General features: G+C 47.6%; 20 protein-coding genes. 8 read left to right on the forward strand and 12 right to left on the reverse strand.

Annotated elements, in window-relative coordinates; all coding sequences use genetic code 11:
• Position 1 precedes the first annotated feature (1 nt).
• The 4 genes from KXJ80_RS21660 to KXJ80_RS21675 all read right to left on the reverse strand — a co-directional run bounded on the left by KXJ80_RS21660 (position 2) and on the right by KXJ80_RS21675 (position 4,431).
• The gene (locus KXJ80_RS21660; RefSeq protein WP_037413651.1) at positions 2 to 733 is read right to left on the reverse strand and encodes a fumarate reductase iron-sulfur subunit; all 732 of its coding nucleotides are present in this window, start codon (positions 731 to 733) and stop codon (positions 2 to 4) included.
• On the reverse strand, positions 733 to 2,739 hold the full coding sequence (locus tag KXJ80_RS21665) for a fumarate reductase flavoprotein subunit (RefSeq protein ID WP_218737577.1): 2,007 nt from the start codon (positions 2,737 to 2,739) through the stop codon (positions 733 to 735). Before KXJ80_RS21665 ends, KXJ80_RS21660 begins: the two co-directional genes overlap by 1 nt.
• A 63-nt stretch (positions 2,740 to 2,802) precedes the next feature.
• Positions 2,803 to 3,474, reverse strand: a complete 672-nt coding sequence (locus KXJ80_RS21670; protein WP_037413654.1) for a fumarate reductase cytochrome b subunit — start codon at positions 3,472 to 3,474, stop codon at positions 2,803 to 2,805.
• Between the two features lie 231 nt (positions 3,475 to 3,705).
• Complete coding sequence (locus tag KXJ80_RS21675) at positions 3,706 to 4,431, reverse strand: fumarate reductase cytochrome b subunit (protein ID WP_218737578.1); 726 nt, start codon at positions 4,429 to 4,431, stop codon at positions 3,706 to 3,708.
• A 427-nt stretch (positions 4,432 to 4,858) separates the two neighbouring features.
• Between KXJ80_RS21675 and prmA the strand changes: the two genes are divergently transcribed.
• The 3 genes from prmA (at position 4,859) to fis (ending at position 7,205) form a co-directional block, all read left to right on the forward strand.
• Positions 4,859 to 5,740, forward strand: coding sequence for a 50S ribosomal protein L11 methyltransferase (gene prmA, locus KXJ80_RS21680; protein WP_037413663.1), 882 nt, complete (start codon positions 4,859 to 4,861; stop codon positions 5,738 to 5,740).
• Between the two features lie 174 nt (positions 5,741 to 5,914).
• Positions 5,915 to 6,883, forward strand: a complete 969-nt coding sequence (gene dusB / locus KXJ80_RS21685; RefSeq protein WP_037426392.1) for a tRNA dihydrouridine synthase DusB — start codon at positions 5,915 to 5,917, stop codon at positions 6,881 to 6,883.
• Positions 6,884 to 6,899: 16 nt separating this feature from the next.
• Positions 6,900 to 7,205, forward strand: a complete 306-nt coding sequence (gene fis / locus KXJ80_RS21690) for a DNA-binding transcriptional regulator Fis (RefSeq protein ID WP_006083371.1) — start codon at positions 6,900 to 6,902, stop codon at positions 7,203 to 7,205.
• Between the two features lie 97 nt (positions 7,206 to 7,302).
• Here fis and yjjG read toward each other — a convergent pair whose 3' ends face one another.
• The gene (gene yjjG, locus KXJ80_RS21695) at positions 7,303 to 8,007 is read right to left on the reverse strand and encodes a pyrimidine 5'-nucleotidase (RefSeq protein ID WP_218737579.1); all 705 of its coding nucleotides are present in this window, start codon (positions 8,005 to 8,007) and stop codon (positions 7,303 to 7,305) included.
• A 398-nt stretch (positions 8,008 to 8,405) separates the two neighbouring features.
• Between yjjG and KXJ80_RS21700 the strand changes: the two genes are divergently transcribed.
• Together KXJ80_RS21700 and KXJ80_RS21705 are read left to right on the forward strand one after the other, a co-directional pair.
• Positions 8,406 to 9,302, forward strand: a complete 897-nt coding sequence (locus tag KXJ80_RS21700; protein WP_218737580.1) for a LysR family transcriptional regulator — start codon at positions 8,406 to 8,408, stop codon at positions 9,300 to 9,302.
• A 103-nt stretch (positions 9,303 to 9,405) separates the two neighbouring features.
• Complete coding sequence (locus tag KXJ80_RS21705; protein ID WP_037413671.1) at positions 9,406 to 9,882, forward strand: PD-(D/E)XK nuclease superfamily protein; 477 nt, start codon at positions 9,406 to 9,408, stop codon at positions 9,880 to 9,882.
• Positions 9,883 to 9,917: 35 nt separating this feature from the next.
• Here the strand turns inward: KXJ80_RS21705 and KXJ80_RS21710 are convergent, their stop codons facing one another.
• The 3 genes from KXJ80_RS21710 to KXJ80_RS21720 form a co-directional block, all read right to left on the reverse strand.
• A complete protein-coding gene (locus KXJ80_RS21710; RefSeq protein WP_259474511.1) occupies positions 9,918 to 11,876 on the reverse strand; it encodes a DUF2075 domain-containing protein in 1,959 nt (652 codons plus the stop codon).
• Positions 11,873 to 12,100: a helix-turn-helix domain-containing protein gene (locus KXJ80_RS21715; protein ID WP_218737582.1), complete on the reverse strand. Its 228-nt coding sequence runs from the start codon at positions 12,098 to 12,100 to the stop codon at positions 11,873 to 11,875. The genes KXJ80_RS21710 and KXJ80_RS21715 overlap by 4 nt, the downstream gene beginning before the upstream one ends.
• 158 nt (positions 12,101 to 12,258) lie before the next feature.
• Positions 12,259 to 13,374, reverse strand: a complete 1,116-nt coding sequence (locus KXJ80_RS21720) for a Fic family protein (protein WP_218737583.1) — start codon at positions 13,372 to 13,374, stop codon at positions 12,259 to 12,261.
• A 304-nt stretch (positions 13,375 to 13,678) separates the two neighbouring features.
• Between KXJ80_RS21720 and KXJ80_RS21725 the strand changes: the two genes are divergently transcribed.
• Positions 13,679 to 14,542: a sulfotransferase family protein gene (locus KXJ80_RS21725; protein WP_218737584.1), complete on the forward strand. Its 864-nt coding sequence runs from the start codon at positions 13,679 to 13,681 to the stop codon at positions 14,540 to 14,542.
• A gap of 22 nt (positions 14,543 to 14,564) precedes the next feature.
• On the opposite strand, the gene KXJ80_RS21730 is transcribed toward KXJ80_RS21725, so the two are convergent.
• From KXJ80_RS21730 to KXJ80_RS21745, 4 genes are all read right to left on the reverse strand, one after another.
• Positions 14,565 to 15,989, reverse strand: coding sequence for an MFS transporter (locus KXJ80_RS21730; protein ID WP_218737585.1), 1,425 nt, complete (start codon positions 15,987 to 15,989; stop codon positions 14,565 to 14,567).
• 107 nt (positions 15,990 to 16,096) lie between these two features.
• Positions 16,097 to 17,161, reverse strand: coding sequence for a phosphotransferase enzyme family protein (locus KXJ80_RS21735; protein WP_055647870.1), 1,065 nt, complete (start codon positions 17,159 to 17,161; stop codon positions 16,097 to 16,099).
• On the reverse strand, positions 17,145 to 18,026 hold the full coding sequence (locus KXJ80_RS21740; RefSeq protein WP_218737586.1) for a nucleotidyltransferase family protein: 882 nt from the start codon (positions 18,024 to 18,026) through the stop codon (positions 17,145 to 17,147). The genes KXJ80_RS21735 and KXJ80_RS21740 overlap by 17 nt, the downstream gene beginning before the upstream one ends.
• Before the next feature lie 157 nt (positions 18,027 to 18,183).
• Positions 18,184 to 19,680, reverse strand: a complete 1,497-nt coding sequence (locus KXJ80_RS21745; protein ID WP_218737587.1) for a hypothetical protein — start codon at positions 19,678 to 19,680, stop codon at positions 18,184 to 18,186.
• Positions 19,681 to 20,054: 374 nt separating this feature from the next.
• On the opposite strand from KXJ80_RS21745, the gene gmk reads away from it, so the two are divergent.
• A complete protein-coding gene (gmk, locus tag KXJ80_RS21750) occupies positions 20,055 to 20,678 on the forward strand; it encodes a guanylate kinase (protein WP_218737588.1) in 624 nt (207 codons plus the stop codon).
• A gap of 59 nt (positions 20,679 to 20,737) precedes the next feature.
• Positions 20,738 to 21,016: a DNA-directed RNA polymerase subunit omega gene (gene rpoZ / locus KXJ80_RS21755; RefSeq protein ID WP_011624339.1), complete on the forward strand. Its 279-nt coding sequence runs from the start codon at positions 20,738 to 20,740 to the stop codon at positions 21,014 to 21,016.
• The last annotated feature ends 20 nt before the right edge of the window (positions 21,017 to 21,036 follow it).

Genomic DNA, 21,036 nt, shown 5'->3' on the forward strand with positions numbered 1-21,036 from the left:
GCTAAACCAACGTCATCGCCATTTTTCGGCGTAGATAAGCAATCTGTTGCATATGGGGCAAATCCTTCGGACAGTTGTCTTGGCAGCCAAGCAAGGTCATACACCCAAACACCCCATCTTGATTACCGATCACATGGTAAAAATCCTCCGCAGTGCGGGCATCACGGCTATCGAGTTCAAAGCGGGCAATTTTCATCATGCCAACTGCACCGACAAAGGTCTCGCGCATTTGCTTGGTCGCGCAGGCTGATACGCAAACGCCACACTCGACGCAGCGCTCCAACTCATACAGGCGAGCAGCTTCTTCAGGAGCCATAGGATCTTCGAGGCGATGGATGCTGATATCATTCGCCTTAGGATGTAACCATAGCTTTAACCGCTCAGCGAGTTCACGCATAAATTTACCTGTGTTAACCGATAAATCACCGATCAATTCAAAGCCAGGTAACGGCATCAGGGTAATCTCACCCTTGGGATATTTGGCGGTTAAGGTGCGGCAAGCTAATGTCGGAAAACCATTGATCACCATGGCACAACTGCCACAAATCCCTGCCCGACAGACAAAGTCAAACTGCAACGACGTATCTTGCTCTTCTCTCAGCTTATTGAGGGCAATAAATACTGTCATCCCCGGCGTTTCGGTGAGCTGGTAACGCACCATTTTCGGCTTATCGTTTGGCTCCTGTGGATCATAACGAAAAATATTAAAGGTTAACTGGCGACCTTGGGTCATTATGATTTTTCTCCTAACGCATTGGCAGAGGGTTTTTGTAAGGTATCACTTAAACGTTCATTTTTAGCTTGCAGGCTGGGCGGCAGCTCGAAAGGCATCAGCGCCGCTTGGCGTTGATAGCGATCGGCATCCTCCCCAAGCCCTGCCAAAATTTCAGCAATTTGTTGCTCACGTTTTGCGGTATCGGGGTGAGCAATCGCATTGTCGATACCATAACCCCGGTATCCCGGTGGCAGTTCCATCTTCATCACGTCTAGCGGCTCGTAGCTCAATACGGGTTCCAACGCATTGGCATCAGGCCAACTGGCGAGGGTGCGATTAAGCCAATCGCGGTCATTACGCTGCGGATAATCCTCACGGGCATGGGCACCGCGGCTTTCGGTGCGAGCGGCAGCGCCGCAAGCAACGGTCAGCGCTACCTTGAGCATGCGCTTCACCCTTAGAGCTTCTACCAGCTCTGGGTTGGCGTGGCGTTTTTTACACTTAATACCGAGTTTGCGTGAACGTTCAAGCAGGGCTTTTAGCTCTGTCACTGCTTTATCGAGTTCAGGGCCATTACGGAAAATCCCCACGTAATCCATCATAATTCGCTGCATTGCGTGCTTAAGTTCGAAGGGGTTTTCTTGACCATCGCCATCGACTAAGGTGTCGATCTCAGTCTGTACTTGCCGCATAAATTTTTCGGCAAGCTGGGTATTGATTTCAAGGCTATTATTCTCACAAAAATCAGCGACATATTTACCAATAATCATACCGCCCACCACGGTTTCAGCGAGCGAGTTACCGCCCAAGCGGTTAAAGCCATGCATATCCCAACAGGCGGCTTCGCCCACACTGAATAAGCCCTTAAGCTGCGGACTTTCACCAGTTGCTTTGGTGCGAATGCCACCCATGGAGTAATGCTGAGTCGGACGCACGGGTATCCAATCCTTTGCGGGATCGATACCAAGGAAGTTCTCACAAATTTCTTGCACTTCACGCAGGTTGGTTTCGATATGTTTGCGCCCAAGCAGGGTGATATCGAGCCATAAATGTGGACCATAGGGACTATCGACGCCCTTACCTTTACGCATGTGTTCAGTCATACGGCGAGACACTACATCCCGCGATGCCAGTTCTTTTTTCTCTGGCTCATAGTCCGGCATAAAACGATAACCGTCTTTATCCCGCAATAAACCACCATCACCACGGCAACCCTCTGTGGTTAAAATCCCCACGGGCACAATTGCTGTGGGATGGAACTGCACCGCTTCCATATTGCCAAGGGTCGCGACCCCAGTTTCGAGTGCCAGCGCCTGACCTATACCCTCACAGATAATCGCATTGGTTGAGACTTCGTAAATACGGCCATAGCCACCAGTGGCAATCGTGGTCGATTTCGCGACATAGGCACGCAACTCGCCCGTGATTAAACAGCGGGCAATCACCCCGTGACAACGCTCTCCATCGTGGATAATCGCCAGCGCTTCGACGCGCTCATGGACCGGAATATCCATCGAAATGGCTTTGTTATCCATGGCATAAAGTAAAGAGTGGCCAGTACCGTCGGCGGTATAGCAGGTGCGCCATTTTTTGGTGCCACCAAAGTCGCGGGCATTAATTAACCCATGGGCTTCTTCGGCTTCCTGTAGAGTAACTTTTTGTGCGTTAACAATGACTTCCCGTGGACCAGCACTAACACGTGACCAAGGCACCCCCCAGTTGGCTAACTCACGTACTGCCTTTGGCGCACAGTGGGCAAACATTCTCGCGACCTCTTGATCGCAGCCCCAGTCCGAACCTTTCACAGTGTCTTGAAAGTGCACATCTTCATCATCACCCATGCCTTTAACTGCGTTGCCAAGGCTTGCCTGCATTCCCCCCTGCGCTGCGGCGGAGTGAGAACGTTTGGCAGGAATAAGCGATAGCACTAAGGTATCCAGCCCACGCTCTTTAGAGGCAATGGCTACCCTTAGCCCTGCCAATCCGGCACCAACCACTAATGAATCGGTATAAATCAGTTTCACGCCTGCTCCTTAACGGGTACTGCTGTTATTGTTTTAGGACAACACTCTTTTGTTATATTTCGCTCAACTCGCATGGGGTAAAAATGCCAATAAAGAGGCAATCCCTACAGTGACAAACGCGATACTCACAATAGTTTTAATCTTACGTAAACGGCTGCGACTATTAAGATCACGCGCCGCGCCCCACTTCAGTGCTACGCGGTAAATCCCGATGGCCGCATGTAACTCAACCGTCAGCAATAGCGGCAAATACACCATCCATACACCTTGGTTCCAAATCCGCTCAGCGCTGCCCTGCGGACCTATGGTTTCAGGCGCCGAGCCGATAAGCCACAGATGCACCGGCAGCAATAAAAGGATCACCACACCCGTAATGGCTTGCCAACGCCAGAGGCGAGTATCGCTATGATTAATCACTTGCATCTGCTGTTGCAGCGCCCTTTGCTGACGCAAACTCATCGGTAGCTTCTGCAATGCCACTAGCACATGCACTAACGCTAAAGCGCCGATACCGATGGCAATACAAGTCACCACCCAGGGATAGCCATGACCATCACTAGAGAGAAAACTTAGCTCCATAGTGCGCGCCACCCAGTTCATAGCATCGCCACCCAACAAAATGGACGACACCAACACTAAGTGACTCCATAAAAACACCGCCAAAATGACACCCGACACACTCTGGCTTAAATCCAGCCACGCACTCCATTTTTTTATACTTAGTTTGATTGCCATTGCTTTCGCCTCGCGCCACAGGCTCTATTGAGCCAAGCTCATTAAGTGATCTTTAAAAATTAATATCGCTCACAAATCCAACAACAAACCTGAGTTAGATCAACTAGGAGGCGAATAATTAATCGAATGCTTAACTATTAGCGATAGAACCAATAAAAACGAGTGGCAGCGACACAAAATCCTGCTGCGAATTATCTCAGTGCAATGCGCGCAGCAGGGTTGGCATTCAAATTACTGGGGCACATAGGGCTGCACAGGAACAGTCAACTCGCTGCCGATCAACATATAAGTAACTAAGCTAGCGCTACCTAGGCACAACAAATAGATAATCAATACCTTAGCGAGTTTACGTAAGCCGGAGCGTTGAGTGGTAATGCCCCACTTAACTGCCACACGGTACAAACCAATCATGGCGTGGATCACCACTGCGGGCAGCAATAAGGCATAAAGCAGCCAAGCATTATCGTGATAAACACGCTCGGCGGATAAATGTGGGCCAATCTCAGGATTTAAGATCATGGTAAACAGATGTACAGGCACCAGGAAAAACAGAATAAAGCCAGTAATGAGCTGCCAAAACCATGCATGGGTATCACGGTGATTAATGCCACCTAAATGCGAGCGCAATGCCCGCCACTGACCCAGTTGTGCCGGAAACCGCCTAAGCGCAACTGCGGCATGCAATATCACCACTAACAGCATAAAAACCGAGAAGACTTTAGTAACCATCGGAAAGCCATGGCCTGTACTACTAAACATACCGCCCTCAAGCAGTTGTACTACTTGGTAAAATGCCTCTTTGCCCAGCAAAATGCTCGACTCGAAGTGCATATGCAACAACAGGAAGCATCCCAACATAATGCCTGTCGCGCTCTGTAATCGATCAGCCTTAGCCGACCAAGGGTGACCTATCCCCAGTGTTTTCACCCTAGTGTGAACGCGCGTTACGCTTATCATCTTGCTTTTACCTTTGATGGTTTGTTGACACCTCTTTGCAAACTACACCATAGCAGTAACAAAATACCCGGCTGAGCGTCACAGATTTAAAGCGTGAGGTAACTCACGGGAGCAGCGTCAACTCTTAGAAGGCGATCACAAAAATCAAGTAAAAAACCAAACAAAGGTAAAACCAATTAACCATTATATTTCATATGTTTATACTAAAAATCGAAACGACCGGTTCGCATTTTCGCACAAAAAGGATGACTGACTAACTCTTTGTCGGCGTAGAATAAAATCCATTTATCACTCGCCAATCCCCTGCTGCACAGCAACTCATTTATCTAATTGAACAATGCGAAATTGCCACCGAATTCTGCAATTTAGCGCGGTTTGGGTATACAATAGCGTGATATTTTTTAACCCTAGCCACAGGATTTAACCCATGCCTTGGATCCAACTCCGCATTAACACTAACAGTGATGATGCAGAAACCATCAGCGACTTACTCATGGAAGAAGGCGCAGTCTCCATTACCTTTGAAGATGGTAAAGACACCCCGATTTTTGAACCTAAACTGGGTGAAACCCCGCTGTGGCGTGATACCGTGGTTGTCGCGCTATTCGAAGCCGATACCGATCTAACCCCAAGCATTGAGATGCTGAAAACCCTGCCGTTTTTAGGTGAACACTTCAGCCATAAAATCGAGCAGATTGAAGACAAAGATTGGGTCCGCGAATGGATGGATAACTACCACCCAATCCAATTCGGTAAACGCCTGTGGATTTGCCCAAGCTGGCGTGAAGTACCCGATCCAAGCGCAGTCAACGTGATCTTAGATCCGGGTCTGGCCTTCGGCACAGGCACTCACCCCACGACAGCACTGTGTTTAGAGTGGTTAGACAGCTTAGATCTAAGCAACGAAGAAGTGATCGACTTTGGCTGTGGCTCAGGCATTCTTGCCGTTGCCGCCCTAAAACTGGGCGCGAAAAAAGTCACCGGTATCGACATCGACTATCAAGCCATTGACGCCTCAAAAGCCAATGCCGAGCGTAACGATGTCGCCGACCAACTCGAGCTTTACCTGCCTGAAGATCAACCCGCCGATCTTAAGGCCGATGTATTAGTTGCCAATATTCTCGCAGGCCCACTGCGCGAACTTGCCCCCCTTATCGCCGACCGAGTCAAAACAGGCGGTAAATTAGCTCTCTCTGGACTCCTAAAAGAGCAAGCGCAAGAAATCTCTGACTTTTATAGCCAATGGTTCGACATGGACGAAGCGGCTCACAAAGAAGATTGGAGCCGCTTGACAGGTACGCGCAAATAACGCTAAAGGGTGGCGCAACATGCGCCACCACTGGCTTAGGCTTATTTTGTCGATGACTTCTCAAGGCTAAAAAGTCAAGAAAAAAAATTGCTCCTAGGTCATTTATTGACCTTTTCACGGCCAATAAAAAGGGCTACTATAGCGCCCCTTTGAAGAGCTAAGGTGAAACAGTAAATGCAGATTGGACCCTATCAACTGAAGAATCAGCTGATCGTGGCACCAATGGCAGGTGTCACCGATCAAGCTTTCCGTAATCTCTGTCTTCGTTATGGTGCAGCCTTAGCGGTGTCGGAGATGCTTTCATCCAATCCTGAGGTTTGGGATACGGATAAAAGCCGCCAGCGTATGACACATTCTGGTGAGGAAGGTATTCGCTCAGTGCAAATTGCAGGTGCAGATCCAGAGTTAATGGCGCAGGCCGCCCAGTTCAACGTTGAACAAGGCGCCCATATCATTGATATCAACATGGGATGCCCTGCAAAAAAAGTGAATAAAAAGCTGGCTGGCTCAGCCTTAATGCAAAATCCGCCCCTCGTAAAAGACATTTTACAAGCCGTGGTAGCTGCAGTAGATGTGCCCGTTACGTTAAAAATTCGCACAGGCTGGGAGCCTGAACACAGGAACGGTGTTCAAATCGCCCAGATTGCCGAGGATTGTGGCATCGCCTCGCTGGCCGTTCATGGCCGCACGAGACAATGCATGTACAAAGGCGACGCCGAGTACGACACCATTAAAGCAATTAAACAGAATGTCTCGATTCCTGTTGTCGCAAACGGGGATATCGACAGTCCGGAGAAAGCCCGCTTTGTGCTGGATTACACCGGTGTCGATGCTCTGATGATAGGACGGGGTGCTCAAGGACGACCTTGGATTTTCAGAGAAATCCAGCACTACTTGGAGACGGGTAATAAGCTAGCGCCCATTGAGGTGGTAGAACAGCGTCAAGTGATGCTGGAACACCTCACCAAACTTTATGATTTATATGGTGAATATAAGGGTATCCGCTTCGCCAGAAAACATATCGGATGGTACCTAGACCAGGAGGATCAGCGCCAGTTTCGGGCTGACTTTAATCAGCTGGAAACCGCTGCAGAACAGTATTCCCGCGTGGAATATTATTTTGATGAATTAGTAAAGAATTAATAAAGAGCAGAATAGAATGTTTGATCAGACAACTAACACAGAAGTTCACCAGCTTACCGTTGGCAAAATCGAAACCGCAAACGGCACTATCAAGCCCCAGTTATTACGTGACGCAGTTAAGCGTGCCGTAACTAACTTCTTCGCACAGTTGGACGGTCAGGAAGCACAAGAAGTGTATGAAATGGTGCTAAGTGAAGTTGAAGCACCTCTGCTTGACATCATCATGCAACACACTCGCGGCAACCAAACCCGCGCAGCAAACATGCTAGGTATCAACCGCGGTACTCTGCGTAAGAAATTAAAGAAGTATGGCATGAACTAATCTTTTAGATTAAGTGATTGTTAGAAAAGGGGTTAACCTGCAAAGGTTAACCCCTTTTCGCATTATGTGTACGGCAATATGTACCCCAAATGTTTTCTTAAAGCCCCAGTATCTGTTGTAGCTCTTGATGGGAGTTCACTTGATAATGTGGGGTGATCCCCGCTGGCGCAGCATGGCCATGGACGTTGTACCAACAAGTATGAATACCGGCATTGATACCACCTTGGATATCGGAATGCAGGTTATCACCGACCATTAATACTTGCTCACGCGCTGGCCGCCCCATTAACTCAAGCGCATGCTCAAAAATACCCACATCGGGTTTGGCGATGCCGACTTTTTCTGAAATCACTAAAATATCAAAATGATGCTGCAAGCCTGTTCGCTGTAAGCGCACCGTCTGCAACTCAGTAAAGCCATTAGTGATAATCCCCAGTTTAGCCTTACCTTGCAATGCCGAGAGCAATTCGCGCGCACCAGGCAATGGCGCACAAATCTCAGCCATGGCGGCTAAAAATGCACTGTTTAAGATTTGTGGCGATACATTAAGCTTTGCTGCCCAAGGCTCAAAACGAATAGTTTGCAGCTCGGCGGCGCTGATCTTGCCATCCTGATAAGCAACCCAAAGCGGTTTATTAACCCTTTGGTATTCCTCAAAGTCGGCCTGAGTAAACTCAACACCAAAGCCAGCAAACATCAACTTTAGTCCTTCAAAGGCATCAAAATAAAATAGCGTTTCATCGGCGTCGAAAAGCACCCAAGCATAGGGCGTGGCTGAGGAATAGGTTTGATTTGAGGACAAAATAACACTCCTAACAAAAGATAAAATGTAACTAATCACTGAAGCTCTAAAAATTTTAAAAATTGCCACCACTGGCAGTATAGGGAAGCCGCTAGCACCATAGCAAATTAACGCATCGCCAAACTCAACTCGGGATCATGCAGTCGGCCTCATCCAACATGACATCGAACGCGCAAAACAGGCGCAAGATTCTATTTATGGGAACACCGTTTTTGTTGCAAAATAGTCTACTATCTTTATCCATAACGGATAATACCGTGATAATGCAACCTATTATTGAACATAACTCAACAGTAAACGCGCCCTATCTGGTTTATCTCTTGGCCCGCTTAATTGAAGACTGATTACATCGAATCGAAATGCAGTAACCAACCTCGCCTCAACAGAATAGGACGCACATGGAACATTTTTCTGCTCTACCCATTTTTGTCACTGTGGTCGAATGCGGTAGTTTTTCTGCGGCGGGACAAAAGCTTGGACTGAGCAAATCAGCCATCAGCAAACGAATCACACAGTTGGAGCAACACTTAGGGATTCAACTATTACAACGCACCACCCGCAGCTTAAGCCTAACCGACGCTGGCGCGCGCTATTTCGAGTACATTCGCCCGGCGGTACAGCTCACCCAAGAAGGATTGGATGCCATCTCTGAATTGCAGCAAACCCCTAAAGGGAATTTGCGGATTTCAGTACCTATGGTGTTTGGACGCAGATATATTGCGCCATTAATAGCTGAATTTTTAAGGCGTTACCCCGATATCCAACTACAAATGCAGATGGATGACAAGACCACAGATTTAATCGCAGGCGGCTTTGATTTAGCCATTCGTATCGGCGAACTACCCGACTCCAGCCTTATCGCCCGTAAAATTGCCCCTTGTTTGAGCGTGATTTGCGCGTCCCCCGCGTATCTAGCGCAGCACGGTTTACCCATGACTCCTAGCGCGTTAACTCAGCACAACTGCTTGTTTTACAGTTACTTTCAAGATGGTGTGGAATGGAGTTTCCACAGTCCCGATGGCGTGCAACGTGTTCAACCCAAAGGAAACTATCAGGTGAATAATAGTGATGCTATCCACCAAGCCTGCCTCGATGGCCTCGGTATCGCCAACCTACCACGTTTTATTGTTGAGCCGGATCTGCAAACCGGATATTTACAGGCGTTACTTACAGACTATCCGCTACCCGAACATGGCATTTACGCCGTGTACCCACAGCGAAAATACCTCCCAACCAAAGTGACGGTTTTGATTGAGTTTTTGATGGAGAAATTGGCGAGTGGCAAGTTTGGATAAATTTCAAAGTGATTGAACAATTTTGAGTAGTTGGTCTAACTGATTGAAAATCAGCCACTCTCAATGCTACATTAAAGGGCGATTTAATAACCAAGGATGGAGAATGAACCAAGAATCACTTTTTGAAGATTTACCTGAAGTAGACTCAGGTAAATATGAAGCAAGCATGTTATCCAATCAGAAATTTTGTGATCAAGTTGAACAATCCCTTGTAGCGCTAGGCTTTTGTGAAGCACAAGGTGTTCCATCTCAAAACGAGTTCCTTAAAAATGTGCCTTATACAGATATGTATGGTGGAATTCGAAAGGCAGCCTTCTTAGTACAACATCAAACACTAGGAGCAGTCCGAATTGAAGCTCACAAGCAAGAGCAAAGCGGCTCTGTCGATCAAAAATTTCCTTTTTTCCTAGAGTCTCTCCGCCTCGCACCAGAGCAAAATTTAGTCATTTTACTCGGTGGGAAAGGCTATAAACAAAAAGCTTTTGACTGGATAAAAACTGCTGCAAGTAATATTCAAGACAAACAAATCAAAGTCTTTAGTGACCTTGATGAATTTATTAATTTTTTCGTTTCAAAATAACCAAAAGGGTCGAACAATTTCGACCCTTGCTTTTATTAAATCACTCCAATCCCACAATTTATCAAGTACTTATAGGTATGATCATAAAACTTGGGATCTCGAGTCTCATCTGATTTATCGCCTTTAGGAACAAATATCACCATGCCCTGACGAGCCCGGGTCAACAATACGCGATAAGCATTTTCAAGATATCTCTTACGTACAGCTTTATGCCGCATTTCCCATTTAGTTCCTCTAAATTCCCAATGCTCAAACACTTGGCCGTTGAAACGATAATCAGCATCCCAAGCAACGACACACCAGTCTAGCTCTAATCCTTGTACGTCAAACTCGGTGGCTACATCCTCTAAAAACTCAGCAGAACGAATATCTTCAACTCCACTTAAAAACCACTTTGCAGGATCTATCTCATTTTTAACGAAAATCCCTTCAGCTTTAAGCCTAATGCCGTTAGAAGAAGCAAGTACTCCCATAGATTCATTAGCTCTTCTGTGCTGCCGAACCCAAGATTTAGCCTTAGCTAAATCGCGAGTGACTTTGATTGGGTAGACATGCTCTAGATCTTTATAAATGCTAACAGCAAGCCCGCATTGCCCAGCTACCAAGTAATGAATAAAACTGGACAACTTTTCAGCACGGAAAGATCGCATGGATGTGGCAAGATGTAAGTTAGGTAAGACATTCGCCCTTGGAACCGCATTCAGATCTACCCCTAGCGAAACATACTCACCTGACAATAAAGCCGTGGAAAAATAGACATCCCAATCTAAGAACTTGGCCTTAAGCGCATCCAACCAACCAGCTAGTCCTGCCTCACCTTTATTAATCTCCTGTCCACCACCAACTAGCGCAATAATAAACGCCCAGTCTTGACGACGGTCCATTACTTCGATGAGAAATTCAGGCTCTGATTTATCAAAGTCGACAATACCTCGCTTACGACGCATAAAATCGCTTGCCTGCTCTTTATCCCACGCCCGTTGAGCCTCATCAAATATGGCCACTTTTTCAGGCGGCACGCCACCATGCAAATATTCATCCCTAAAGCGATGGATATTTTGAATAAATGATTCAGTCTCCTTTCTAGTTGCACTGATAGAATCACCAGTTCTAGAAGATCGATCCCTAGCTAAGGCTTCCTGTAATACCGCCACCAAGGGGCCATTACCACTGAGGAAAACAGAATACTCATTCTCTTCCCTGTTTGCGTGAATACTCGCAATATTAAGCCCTACAAGGGTTTTACCCGCCCCCGGAACGCCGGTAACGAAACAAATTATTTTTCGCTTATTGATACGAGCATTGTGAATCAACTGAAGTAATTGCAGGCTCGTTTGCCCAAGATTTTGAGTATCCGCTTCACTACGAGCAATATCTTCAACATTGTGCGACGCATACAGAGCTTGTGCCGCTTCGATAATGGTTGGCGTCGGCAAATAACCAGAATCAGCCCACAAATTTGGATCAAAAGTAGGTTGATTCAACTGTTCAGCAATTAGGCGCATTCTTGAAAACAATTCATCGGGAGAAATGCACAAGGTCGAAGCAACATTATCGCTTGCGAATATTGGATCTTTCGATTGGCTGGGCGCTTTTGTGGCGACCAGCAGAGGAATTAGATATTTATCATGACTACCGCGATGAAAGTTCTTTAAATCTAAGGCATATCCATGAGCCTGCCTCATATCGGCAGCGGTAAATACTGTTGCGCCAACTTTAAACTCTACTACAAAAACAATCCCTTTAAATATCATCACGACATCGGCACGTCGCCCCATTCGTGGGATCATAAACTCAATGAAAATATGCCCTTCTCGCTCAACACTCTCGGCCAAGGATCGTTTGAGAATTTCAATTTCAGTCAACCAAGCGCGAGTTTGTGAATGCAATAAATGCTGTGTATGGAAACGTGATATCTGCCCGGTAATCACATCGGGCTCTGCTGATAGAAAATCTTTAAAACTCGCAGAATAAAATGCTCGTTGAGTCATCATGCGTCCTCAACGGTAAAATCTAGAAGTTGTTTCGCGGGAATATCTAAGGCTTTTGCGAGCTTGAATATATTAATCAAACTCACATTACGCTGACCACGTTCAATGCCGCTGACATAGGTTCTGTCCATGTCCGCTTTTAATGCGAGCTGCTCCTGCGAAAACGATCTCTCAAGTCGCAAACTTTTTAGATGAGTACCAAATGAGGTAAGCAAATGATCTTCCATGAATAATCCTGCTAAGAGTTTTCATGATGATCTTTACTTGTGGACAATACGTCTACGGACTATGAGTCACATTCAATCTAGCACATAATGATTTGGGCATAAGGTCACGCAGGGTAATCACTAACAAAATGCAAAATGATTATTGGCGCTGAATCCATCTACCTCACACTCGGCAATAAGTACCTCGTACTTCGGCCGCCGGCGTCGGCTTTTACTAAAAAGCCTTGCTCGACCATTTGCGCAAGGTGACGGGTGGCGGTGGCACGGCTCACCTTAGCGACCTTTTGATACTGGCCACTATTCATCCCTAATTCAAAATCGCCATCTAACATCCGATTGAGCACTTTGGCTTGCTCCTGACTCAATAGGGATTGATCGAGATTTTGCCAATACTGCGTTTTCCGCAGAGTCTTGTTCACATCAGCCATCGCATTGAGTAAGCAATCATTGAGGGTTTCAAAAAACCATACTAACCAAGGAGTAATATCGACATCACCCCTTTTGGTAGACTCTAAAATGTCATAGTAGGCTTGGCGACGGGCCAGAATACTGACCGACATAGCGTAAAAACGAATTGAGCGTTTTTCCGCTTGCGCCAAAGCAAAATCGGTCAATAAACGCGTGATGCGCCCATTACCGTCATCAAGCGGATGCAGAGTCACAAACCAAAGGTGAGTTATCGCCGCACGGATAAGCGGATCTAAGCCCGGATCTTGCCTTGATGCATTAAACCATTCAATAAACTGTGAGAGTTCAGCGTCCAAAGTCGCTCGAGAGGGGGCCTCAAAATGCACCGTTGTTTTATCAATCCGGCCTGAGACAACTTGCATAGGCGTATCGCCACGTAGCACTCCACCAATAACGGGGTTAAAGAGCGTATAACCTTGGGGAAATAACTGTTTATGCCAACCTAATATCCGCTCAAGGGTTAACTCTGTATCTAAATTCTTTAAGGCATCGAGCATAATGTCAGCCAAACCATCGGTTTGCGCTGTGGTCGGATACGGTTTGCCTTCGGACACGCCGAGTTTTTTAGCCAAGGATGAGCGCACCGAAGCCGCATTGAGCTTTTCACCTTCAATGGCACTGGAGTGGATAATGTTAGCGAGTAAGGTGTCGAGTGCCGCCGCTGAGGTTAACAGGCTGTCGTCGTGAGTTAGCATTTGCTTGCCGAGCAGTTGGCCCTGATTGAAATATACCTGACGCAGCAAGGCATCAATGCTGCTGGTATTCCAATGAAACTTAGGCCAATCAGCTTGCTGCCAAATCCACATATCCTACCCCACGAGTCAAATAACAAGCCTATTCTACTCACACAATGAGGCGATTAACAAACATATTCGCCTCAAAAAATGAGGCAAATAATACAAGTAATCGCCTCACCTTGCCCAAATGCTTCTAGCATAAAGGAATTTATCCTGTTGATTACCGCGACAAAGCAATACCGACGCAACGCTAGCTTTGCGCTGCCAAAACCTGTGCACTGCGATATACTGCCAACGTTGATAAAACGCTAATGTTAAACCCCAATTTACCTACCCATCGCGACCACGCTGACAAGAATGCCGAGCCAAATCCATGCCTGATAACGCAACTATTGCCACCCTTCCCGATTCTCAAGGGCATAACCATAGTGAAGATGTGCAGCTCAATCAGCCACAGTGCGATTCGACTAAACCCAATGACATCAGGCCAAATTTACTCGAGCCAAGTGCAATTAAGCCGAATGCAACCAAGCCAAGTGCAACCAAGCCGAGTGCAATCGAGCCAAATGCGATTAAGCATGAGTCGGTTGTTGCCGAGCAAAAACAGAAGGTTATTTTTATCGGCTTGCCCCGCACGGGGACGACGAGCGTAAGCGTGGCGCTATTGGAGCAAGGTTTAAAAGTGGCACATATGGCGTTTACTAAAGCAGCCTTTATGCAGGCTGATGCGATTTCCGATGCGCCTTGTTTTAGCGATTTCAAGCAGTTAGATAAACTCTTCCCCGAGGCCAAGTTTGTCTATATTGACCGAGAGTTAGACTCTTGGGTGCCGTCGATGCAGATGTTACTCAGCCGAATGCTGCCACATTTGGATGCCAAAACTGGCCGATTCCACCCAATCATGAAGCGCAGCTTTCGCCATAGCTTTGGCGTAGGTATAGTCGAAAATCCGCAGGATGAACAACATCTTATCGATTGTTATCAACGTCATAAAGCTGAGGTGGTTAACTACTTTTCGGGCAGACACGACTTACTCAGTATCGATGTGAGCCAACAAGGTGCCCTCGGTCAGCTATTGGCTTTTATGGGCCTAGCCGCTAGCGAAAATCAGCAGAACTTTCCTAAGCTCAATGTCGGCCGCAATGTGGCCAGTTGGGATGAATATAAACACCCGAATAAGATCAGCGCCAATGCCTCGGGGCCTGAAAAACGTAAGTTTTTTGATTATAAAATCTAGGAGCTAGATTCTAGATTCTAGGTTAATCATTATTTTTCCGACGCTTGACCACAGTTAACCAGTCGAGACTCACGCCCGAGATTGCATTAAAACCGCGGATACGGAAGATAAGTTGCAGTAACTGCGGCCGAGGCCTGACTTTGGGTTCGACCGAGCGCGGAATAAACCACAGTGTCACGAATGCGCGCAGTATGGTCGACACCAAAAACACCACAAAAATCGGGCTACTGAGCCAGCTATTCCAACCCGACCAGACTAAAAAGTCCGCCGCATGGGAGGCAATCGTGCCACCAACCATCGCCCCCACAAATACGAATCCTGCACTGAGTGACGCTTGCAACGCTGCATAGGTCGCAAAGTCACTACGAAAGGGACGAATATCATAAAGGTAATTGGCGGTACTTAAGGTAAAGCCGCTCCACGCCAGCCCAGAAAATGCCTGAATAAGGAGAATATACAGATAGTTATCGGAAAACAGCCATAGCAATGGCAAGCTTGGGATCAGGCAGCTGGTAATAATCATCACCAAACGATTGCCGAATTGATCGCTAAATCGCCCCCAAAACTTTAGCGTCACAAATTGAGTCGCTATCGAGGCCACACTCGCGAGCACAAATTCGATGTAGCTAAAGTGCAGGTCTTCTAGCATATACACAGCGAAAAACGGCGCCGATATGGCGACCATCGCCTGCATACTGGCCACAAACAAGCTGTACTGGCGAAAGGTTTTATCCTTCCATGCGCCGCGAAAATTGCGAATGGTTTGGATAAACACGCCGCGCTGCTTGGCTTCGCGCGGATCAGGATCGTGCATTTGCAGTAATAACCAAGCCGAGACAAAACGCCCCATAGCGGCAATCGAAAACAGCAGCGTAAAACCCAACCACGCCATTTGCTGCGAATCGGTCAAGGTCAGAATGCCACCGCCAATAAAGAACACGCTTAAGGATGCGCCCATGGTTAAGCGGGTACGCGCCGCGAAAAAGGCGCCACGGCGACGTTCAGGCACGATCGACCCCATCCACGCGCGCCAATGGGGTTGGATAAGATTAATAAAACCGTGATACCCCACGGCGAGCGCGATAAATATCCACACTGCGTGATCGGGGCGAAAGGCCGCCAACGCGCCCATCGCCAATACCACAACAGCTTGCAAAGCTGCGCAGCAAACGATAAACCCGCGACGGGAAAAATGGCTCGCTAACCAGACAGAAACTAACTGCGACATCGCCCCAAAGAGCTGCGGTAAACCAGTAACAAAGCCCATTTGCGCAAGACTAGCACCGAGAAAAATCGCGTAAGCATTGAAAAAGTTATCACTCGTCGCCGTCATCATCGACGAGGCAACGGCTTCCTGCTGCGAACGACGCAGAGTACATCTTAACCAGAGATTTCTGGCGCTACGGCGCGCACAAGTTAATGCAGTGGGTACTTCGTGGTTGCCCATTCCAAGCCAAATCCATATGAGACTGAGGGTTTTTAATGGGGCAATTATGTCGTATATAAGCAAAAAACAAAACGCCCCATTCGGGGCGTTTGCTAACAGAAAGCAGACTAGAAACAGGCTTTAAGTTCAGCCTCTTGGTCGAGCAGGCTTTGATACAAGGTAAACTGGTTCGCCGCTCTATCCAGATTATGACCCTCACGGTGCACGTGGAAATACACGTCGCCATTGAGATAATCCGTTAAAAAACGCACGCCGATCATCAGGCAAATGACTCGCGCCCCAAGCCAAAGGCTGCGTTTTTCGACCTCAGTTAATACCTCGGAGAGCTCACTTAAATAGCCACGGCAAATGGCGGCAAAGATCGACTGGCGCACTTTAACATTTTCAAGGGCAGTAGAATCTTCTTCCTCGGGCGAACAGAAAGTACGCACCATATCGCCAAAGTCATACATTAGATGACCTTTCATGCAGGTGTCTAAATCGATAATCGCCATGCTCGACATGTCGCGCTTATCAAACAGCATATTGTTGATTTTAGTGTCGTTATGGCAGATCCGCAGCGGTAACTGCGGCGAGATTTCAGCTAGTTCATCCAATAAACTTTGCTGCGACAGCGCGTAATCAACCCATTGACGGCACGACTCTAAGCGTTTGGCTTTATCCTGCTGCACCGCTTGGCGCAGCATTTCCATCCGTCCTGGCAAGTGATGAAACTGCGGGATCACATCTTCAAGCTCGGTGGCGTCAAAATCACTTAATGCACAGGCAAAGTGACCAAAAGCCTTGGCGGCCATTTCAGCTTGCGCTTCAGACTTCACCACTTCGATACTTAAACTATGGGGTAAATAACTGATCGCACGCCAAAATCCCTGCTCACCTAAGTCGATAGCAAGTTCACCCTCTTGGGTAAGACAAGGGCTAACCACTTGCAGACCATATTGCTGCTGCAATGCCTTGGCGCATAAATGATGGCTGATCTTATCGGCATTACTCACCAGCGCCTGCGGCGTCTTAAACACTTGGGTGTTAATACGTTGCAGCACCAATTCACCCGTAGGCCAACGCACTAATAAGGTGTCGTTAATATGACCATTCCCTAACGCTGAGATTTTTGCCTCGTCGGCTTCAATTCCAAAATGAGGCAACACTGACTGCCTAATGAGTTTTATCACCCAATAACTCCATTAATTTTTGCTTTACCCAGACAGTATCCTGCGGATAGGTCACACCGAGCCAAGGTTCGCTGGCCACATCAACATAAACGGGCACACCTTGCTCAATTGCCGCCTGAACCACTGCGGGCAAATAGCATTCCGATTTCGGCAACTGGCCCTGTTGTTCAATAAATGCGGTTAATTGCTGTTTAATAACATTAAATATGCTTGGCGAGAAGCCCCAACAGGTCATGGACACCAGCGACTGTAGAGGAAGCTTTGCCAATCCATTTGGTCCTTCGCCCACAAAACCATCTTCTTGTGCTTGAATATTTAACCACTCGGCGACCGAGCGTAGTTGCCCATGCTCAACTTGGCATAAGCCACGGTTTACTCCACCATGCTCAGATAACGTTAGCTCGATAGGATAAGCCACCATCATCCAATCCTTAGGTCTGGCGGTTAATCCCTTCGCGAGTGAGGCAAAGGCGCTGTCACCGTAAAAATCATCGGCGTTGATCACCGCCATTGGCCCTGTTACCCAATCGCGGGCACACCAGAGCGCATGCGCTGTCCCCCAAGGCTTTAAACGATGGCTAAAATCAGCAAGCTTTGCGTCTTGTGGCAAATCACTTAATGACTGGTAGCAAAAGTGATATTCAAAGTTTGCGGGTAAAAACTGCGTCAATATCCCGGAGAGCTCCGCCTCAAGCTCAGGGCGGATCACTAATACGGCGCGCTGAAATCCACTGCGAATAGCCGATAAAATAGATAACACCAACATGGGTTCGCCAGCAGGCCCAAGGGAGGCTAACTGCTTATCGCCGCCAAAACGACTACCAAGGCCCGCCGCCATAATGACTAAGGTCAAATCTGTATTCATGTGGGATTGAGTTTTCAGTTCGTATTAAAGAAATTTTCCCGAACCTCGCCGTCATCGGCTATGCGAGCGCATGCAACACAAGATCGGAGAAAAAGAGGAGCAAAAGTGTAATCTACCCCTCTAATCCTGACTAGCATTTAAGCTTATTTTTATCTATTTAACGGGCTAAATAAGTTCCAAAGGCACGATTTGGCTCTAAAACCGCTTGGCTGCCTTTGAGGCTGAACTTATAACCACACAAACCAATGCTGCCACGGCGGGCTAAATCGGTAATGATATTAGCGGTATCAAGCGGCGTGAAACGCGCTTCAGTGGCAGAGTCGGCAAGCAAATCCACAGTGATAGTGCGATACTCAGTGCCATTATTAAACACTAATGCACTACAACTCTTATCACCCTTCGCCGTAGCAATAGACCACAGGTTTTGCGGCTTGTCGCGTTCACCCAACCAACGAATAATTAATACATCTTGCTCTAACGCCACCGAAAAACCGTCGGGCAGATCTAAGGTCACACGATCGCTTGCTGCAATAGGTGCTGAAGGCACCGCTGGCACAACCGACTCGTCTACCTGCGACTCATCAGAACTAGGCCATAATCCCCATACCAGCAAGACTAACAACACAGCGCCCGCACCGCCGCCGACAGGCAACCAGTAACGGCGCTCCAGCTTAGGTAATTTAGGCAACTTAACATAACGACGATAAGGGGCAAAAAACTCCGCAACGCCCCTAAACAATTCGGTCATAGAACCGGATTCTTTAGCTTCGGCGCGGCGACGACGCACTTCTTCAGCATGCTCGGTGTCATTAAAAACATCGGCATTGTCATCGGGATCAAAGCGCCACACCGGCTCATCACTGTGCTCAGCAGGATCGAGCGGCGCACGCTTAAATTCTTCTCCCTGCAAATCCACTTGAGCTAAATCTACCTCGGCGAGGTCGATTCGCGTTTGCTCTACTCGGCTCGGATTAGCGGGACGAAAATCGGCATGCCCCTCAATTACAGCATCAGGCACCACAAAATCCGCTGGATTGGCAGTCATCTTGGTTAAGGCATCAAAGCGCAGCTCATCTTGGCGCAAAACCTCAAGTTCTGGCTCAGCAACAGCAGACGAAATAGTTGGCTCTGTCTGGGAATAAGCTTCTGCCGGAGTCGCAACAGGAATATTTGCTGATACATCAGGCACCGCATTTTGCGCAGCAGCCGCCTTTGGCGTGATCACAGGTTCAACTCGGCGACGGGGGATCGCCTGCGAGATAGGCGCATCGAGTGCTGGTCCATAATAACCAAAACGGTAATCCACTATAGTTGGCGACTTCAAACGGGTTCCCCAAAAAGTCGCGCCAGCCCCCAACACTAACCCTAATATCGCCAATACTGGTGGCGCAGCCACAATATACAGCGCCAGTAAAATCAGCAGCGGCAACATAAACACCACCACTAAAGCCTTAGGCTTGGCCGCATCATTTAAACGACGCAGCGCCGTGAGGGCAAGTAAAGGCAGGCCTACTAACGCTAAAAGATACATGAGAAAGTTCGCCCCAAATGCGGCGACAGCCAGTGATATGCCTAAATAGACACCAACACTGATAACAACAAAGCGGGGGCGGGAATCACGCCCGTGAAGGCAGAAAAGAGATTTTAACAGCACGACCCTTCCTTTATAGTGAAATAATTCAAGCGCACACGACCTTCTATGTCGTATAAGCATGAGCGTAACGAATTTAGCCGCACTTGTCAGTGCAATAAAGACGCTAGATAAGCAAAAATGCTGATTATATCCATCTAAAGCTAAATCAGGCTTAATTCTCAGGCTCAGCAAGGCTTAGGGACGCAGAGATTTTCAGTATCCGATCTTTGAGTCACAGTAAACCGTAAAAATGCACCAACGTCAGCGTTAACTGTCGCAAAACATAAATAGACAACAATTGCTGGCTAACAAGCCCTAGCGTTTTTAAGGTCAAAATCTGTATAATACTCGGCTTTCTGGGCCCTTCTTGCGTTAACCAACTGGATATTTAGCTCATGACCGCACGCGGAAATTTATTTATTGTGTCAGCGCCAAGTGGTGCGGGTAAATCCTCGCTAATTTCGGCATTGTTAAAAGACAAACCTGCCGATATGCAGGTTTCAGTATCGCACACCACCCGCGCGCCGCGCCCAGGTGAAGTTGATGGTCAACACTACCATTTTGTTAATGTTGAAGAATTTAAAGCACTGATCGCGCAAAATGCCTTTTTTGAGTGGGCTGAAGTGTTCGGTAACTACTATGGCACGTCGCGCCACGTGATTGAGCACACTTTGACTCAAGGTATCGATGTCTTCCTCGATATCGACTGGCAAGGTGCCCAGCAGGTTAAAGCCTTAATGCCTGAGGCCGTTGGCGTGTTTATTCTACCGCCCTCAAGGGATGAGCTAGAACGACGTCTCACAGGCCGTGGCCAAGACAGTGCTGATGTGATCGCCAGCCGTATGGCACAGGCGGTTTCTGAAATGTCGCACTATAAAGAATATGATTTTATTATCGTCAATGACGATTTTGACACAGCACTGGCGGATCTGCGGGCGATCATTCGCAGCCAACGCTTAACGGGTGCTAGTCAGATCCACGCGCAAAATGATATGCTTAACGATCTGTTGGCAGGCTAACTGCCTTAGTGTACAATTTTGCGTCATTTTTTCCCCTAGATAAACTGGAGTTTCAACACATGGCTCGCGTAACTGTAGAAGACGCCGTAGAACAAATCGGCAACCGTTTTGATATGATCCTGGTTGCGGCGCGTCGTGCTCGCCAAATCGCCGTGCAGGGTAAAGACCCTATGGTTGAAGAGATGAACGACAAGCCAACGGTTATCGCCCTGCGTGAAATCGAACTAGGTTTAGTGAATGCTCACACTTTAGATGCTGATGAGCGTCAATCAGTGCGTGAGCGTGAAGCAGCTGAAATCGCAGCTGTTGCCGCCATCGCTGAAGGTCGTTCACTATAAGTCTAATTGAGTCACACCTG

The organism is Shewanella xiamenensis (genome assembly GCF_024971755.1).
In the GTDB taxonomy this organism is placed as follows: domain Bacteria; phylum Pseudomonadota; class Gammaproteobacteria; order Enterobacterales; family Shewanellaceae; genus Shewanella; species Shewanella xiamenensis.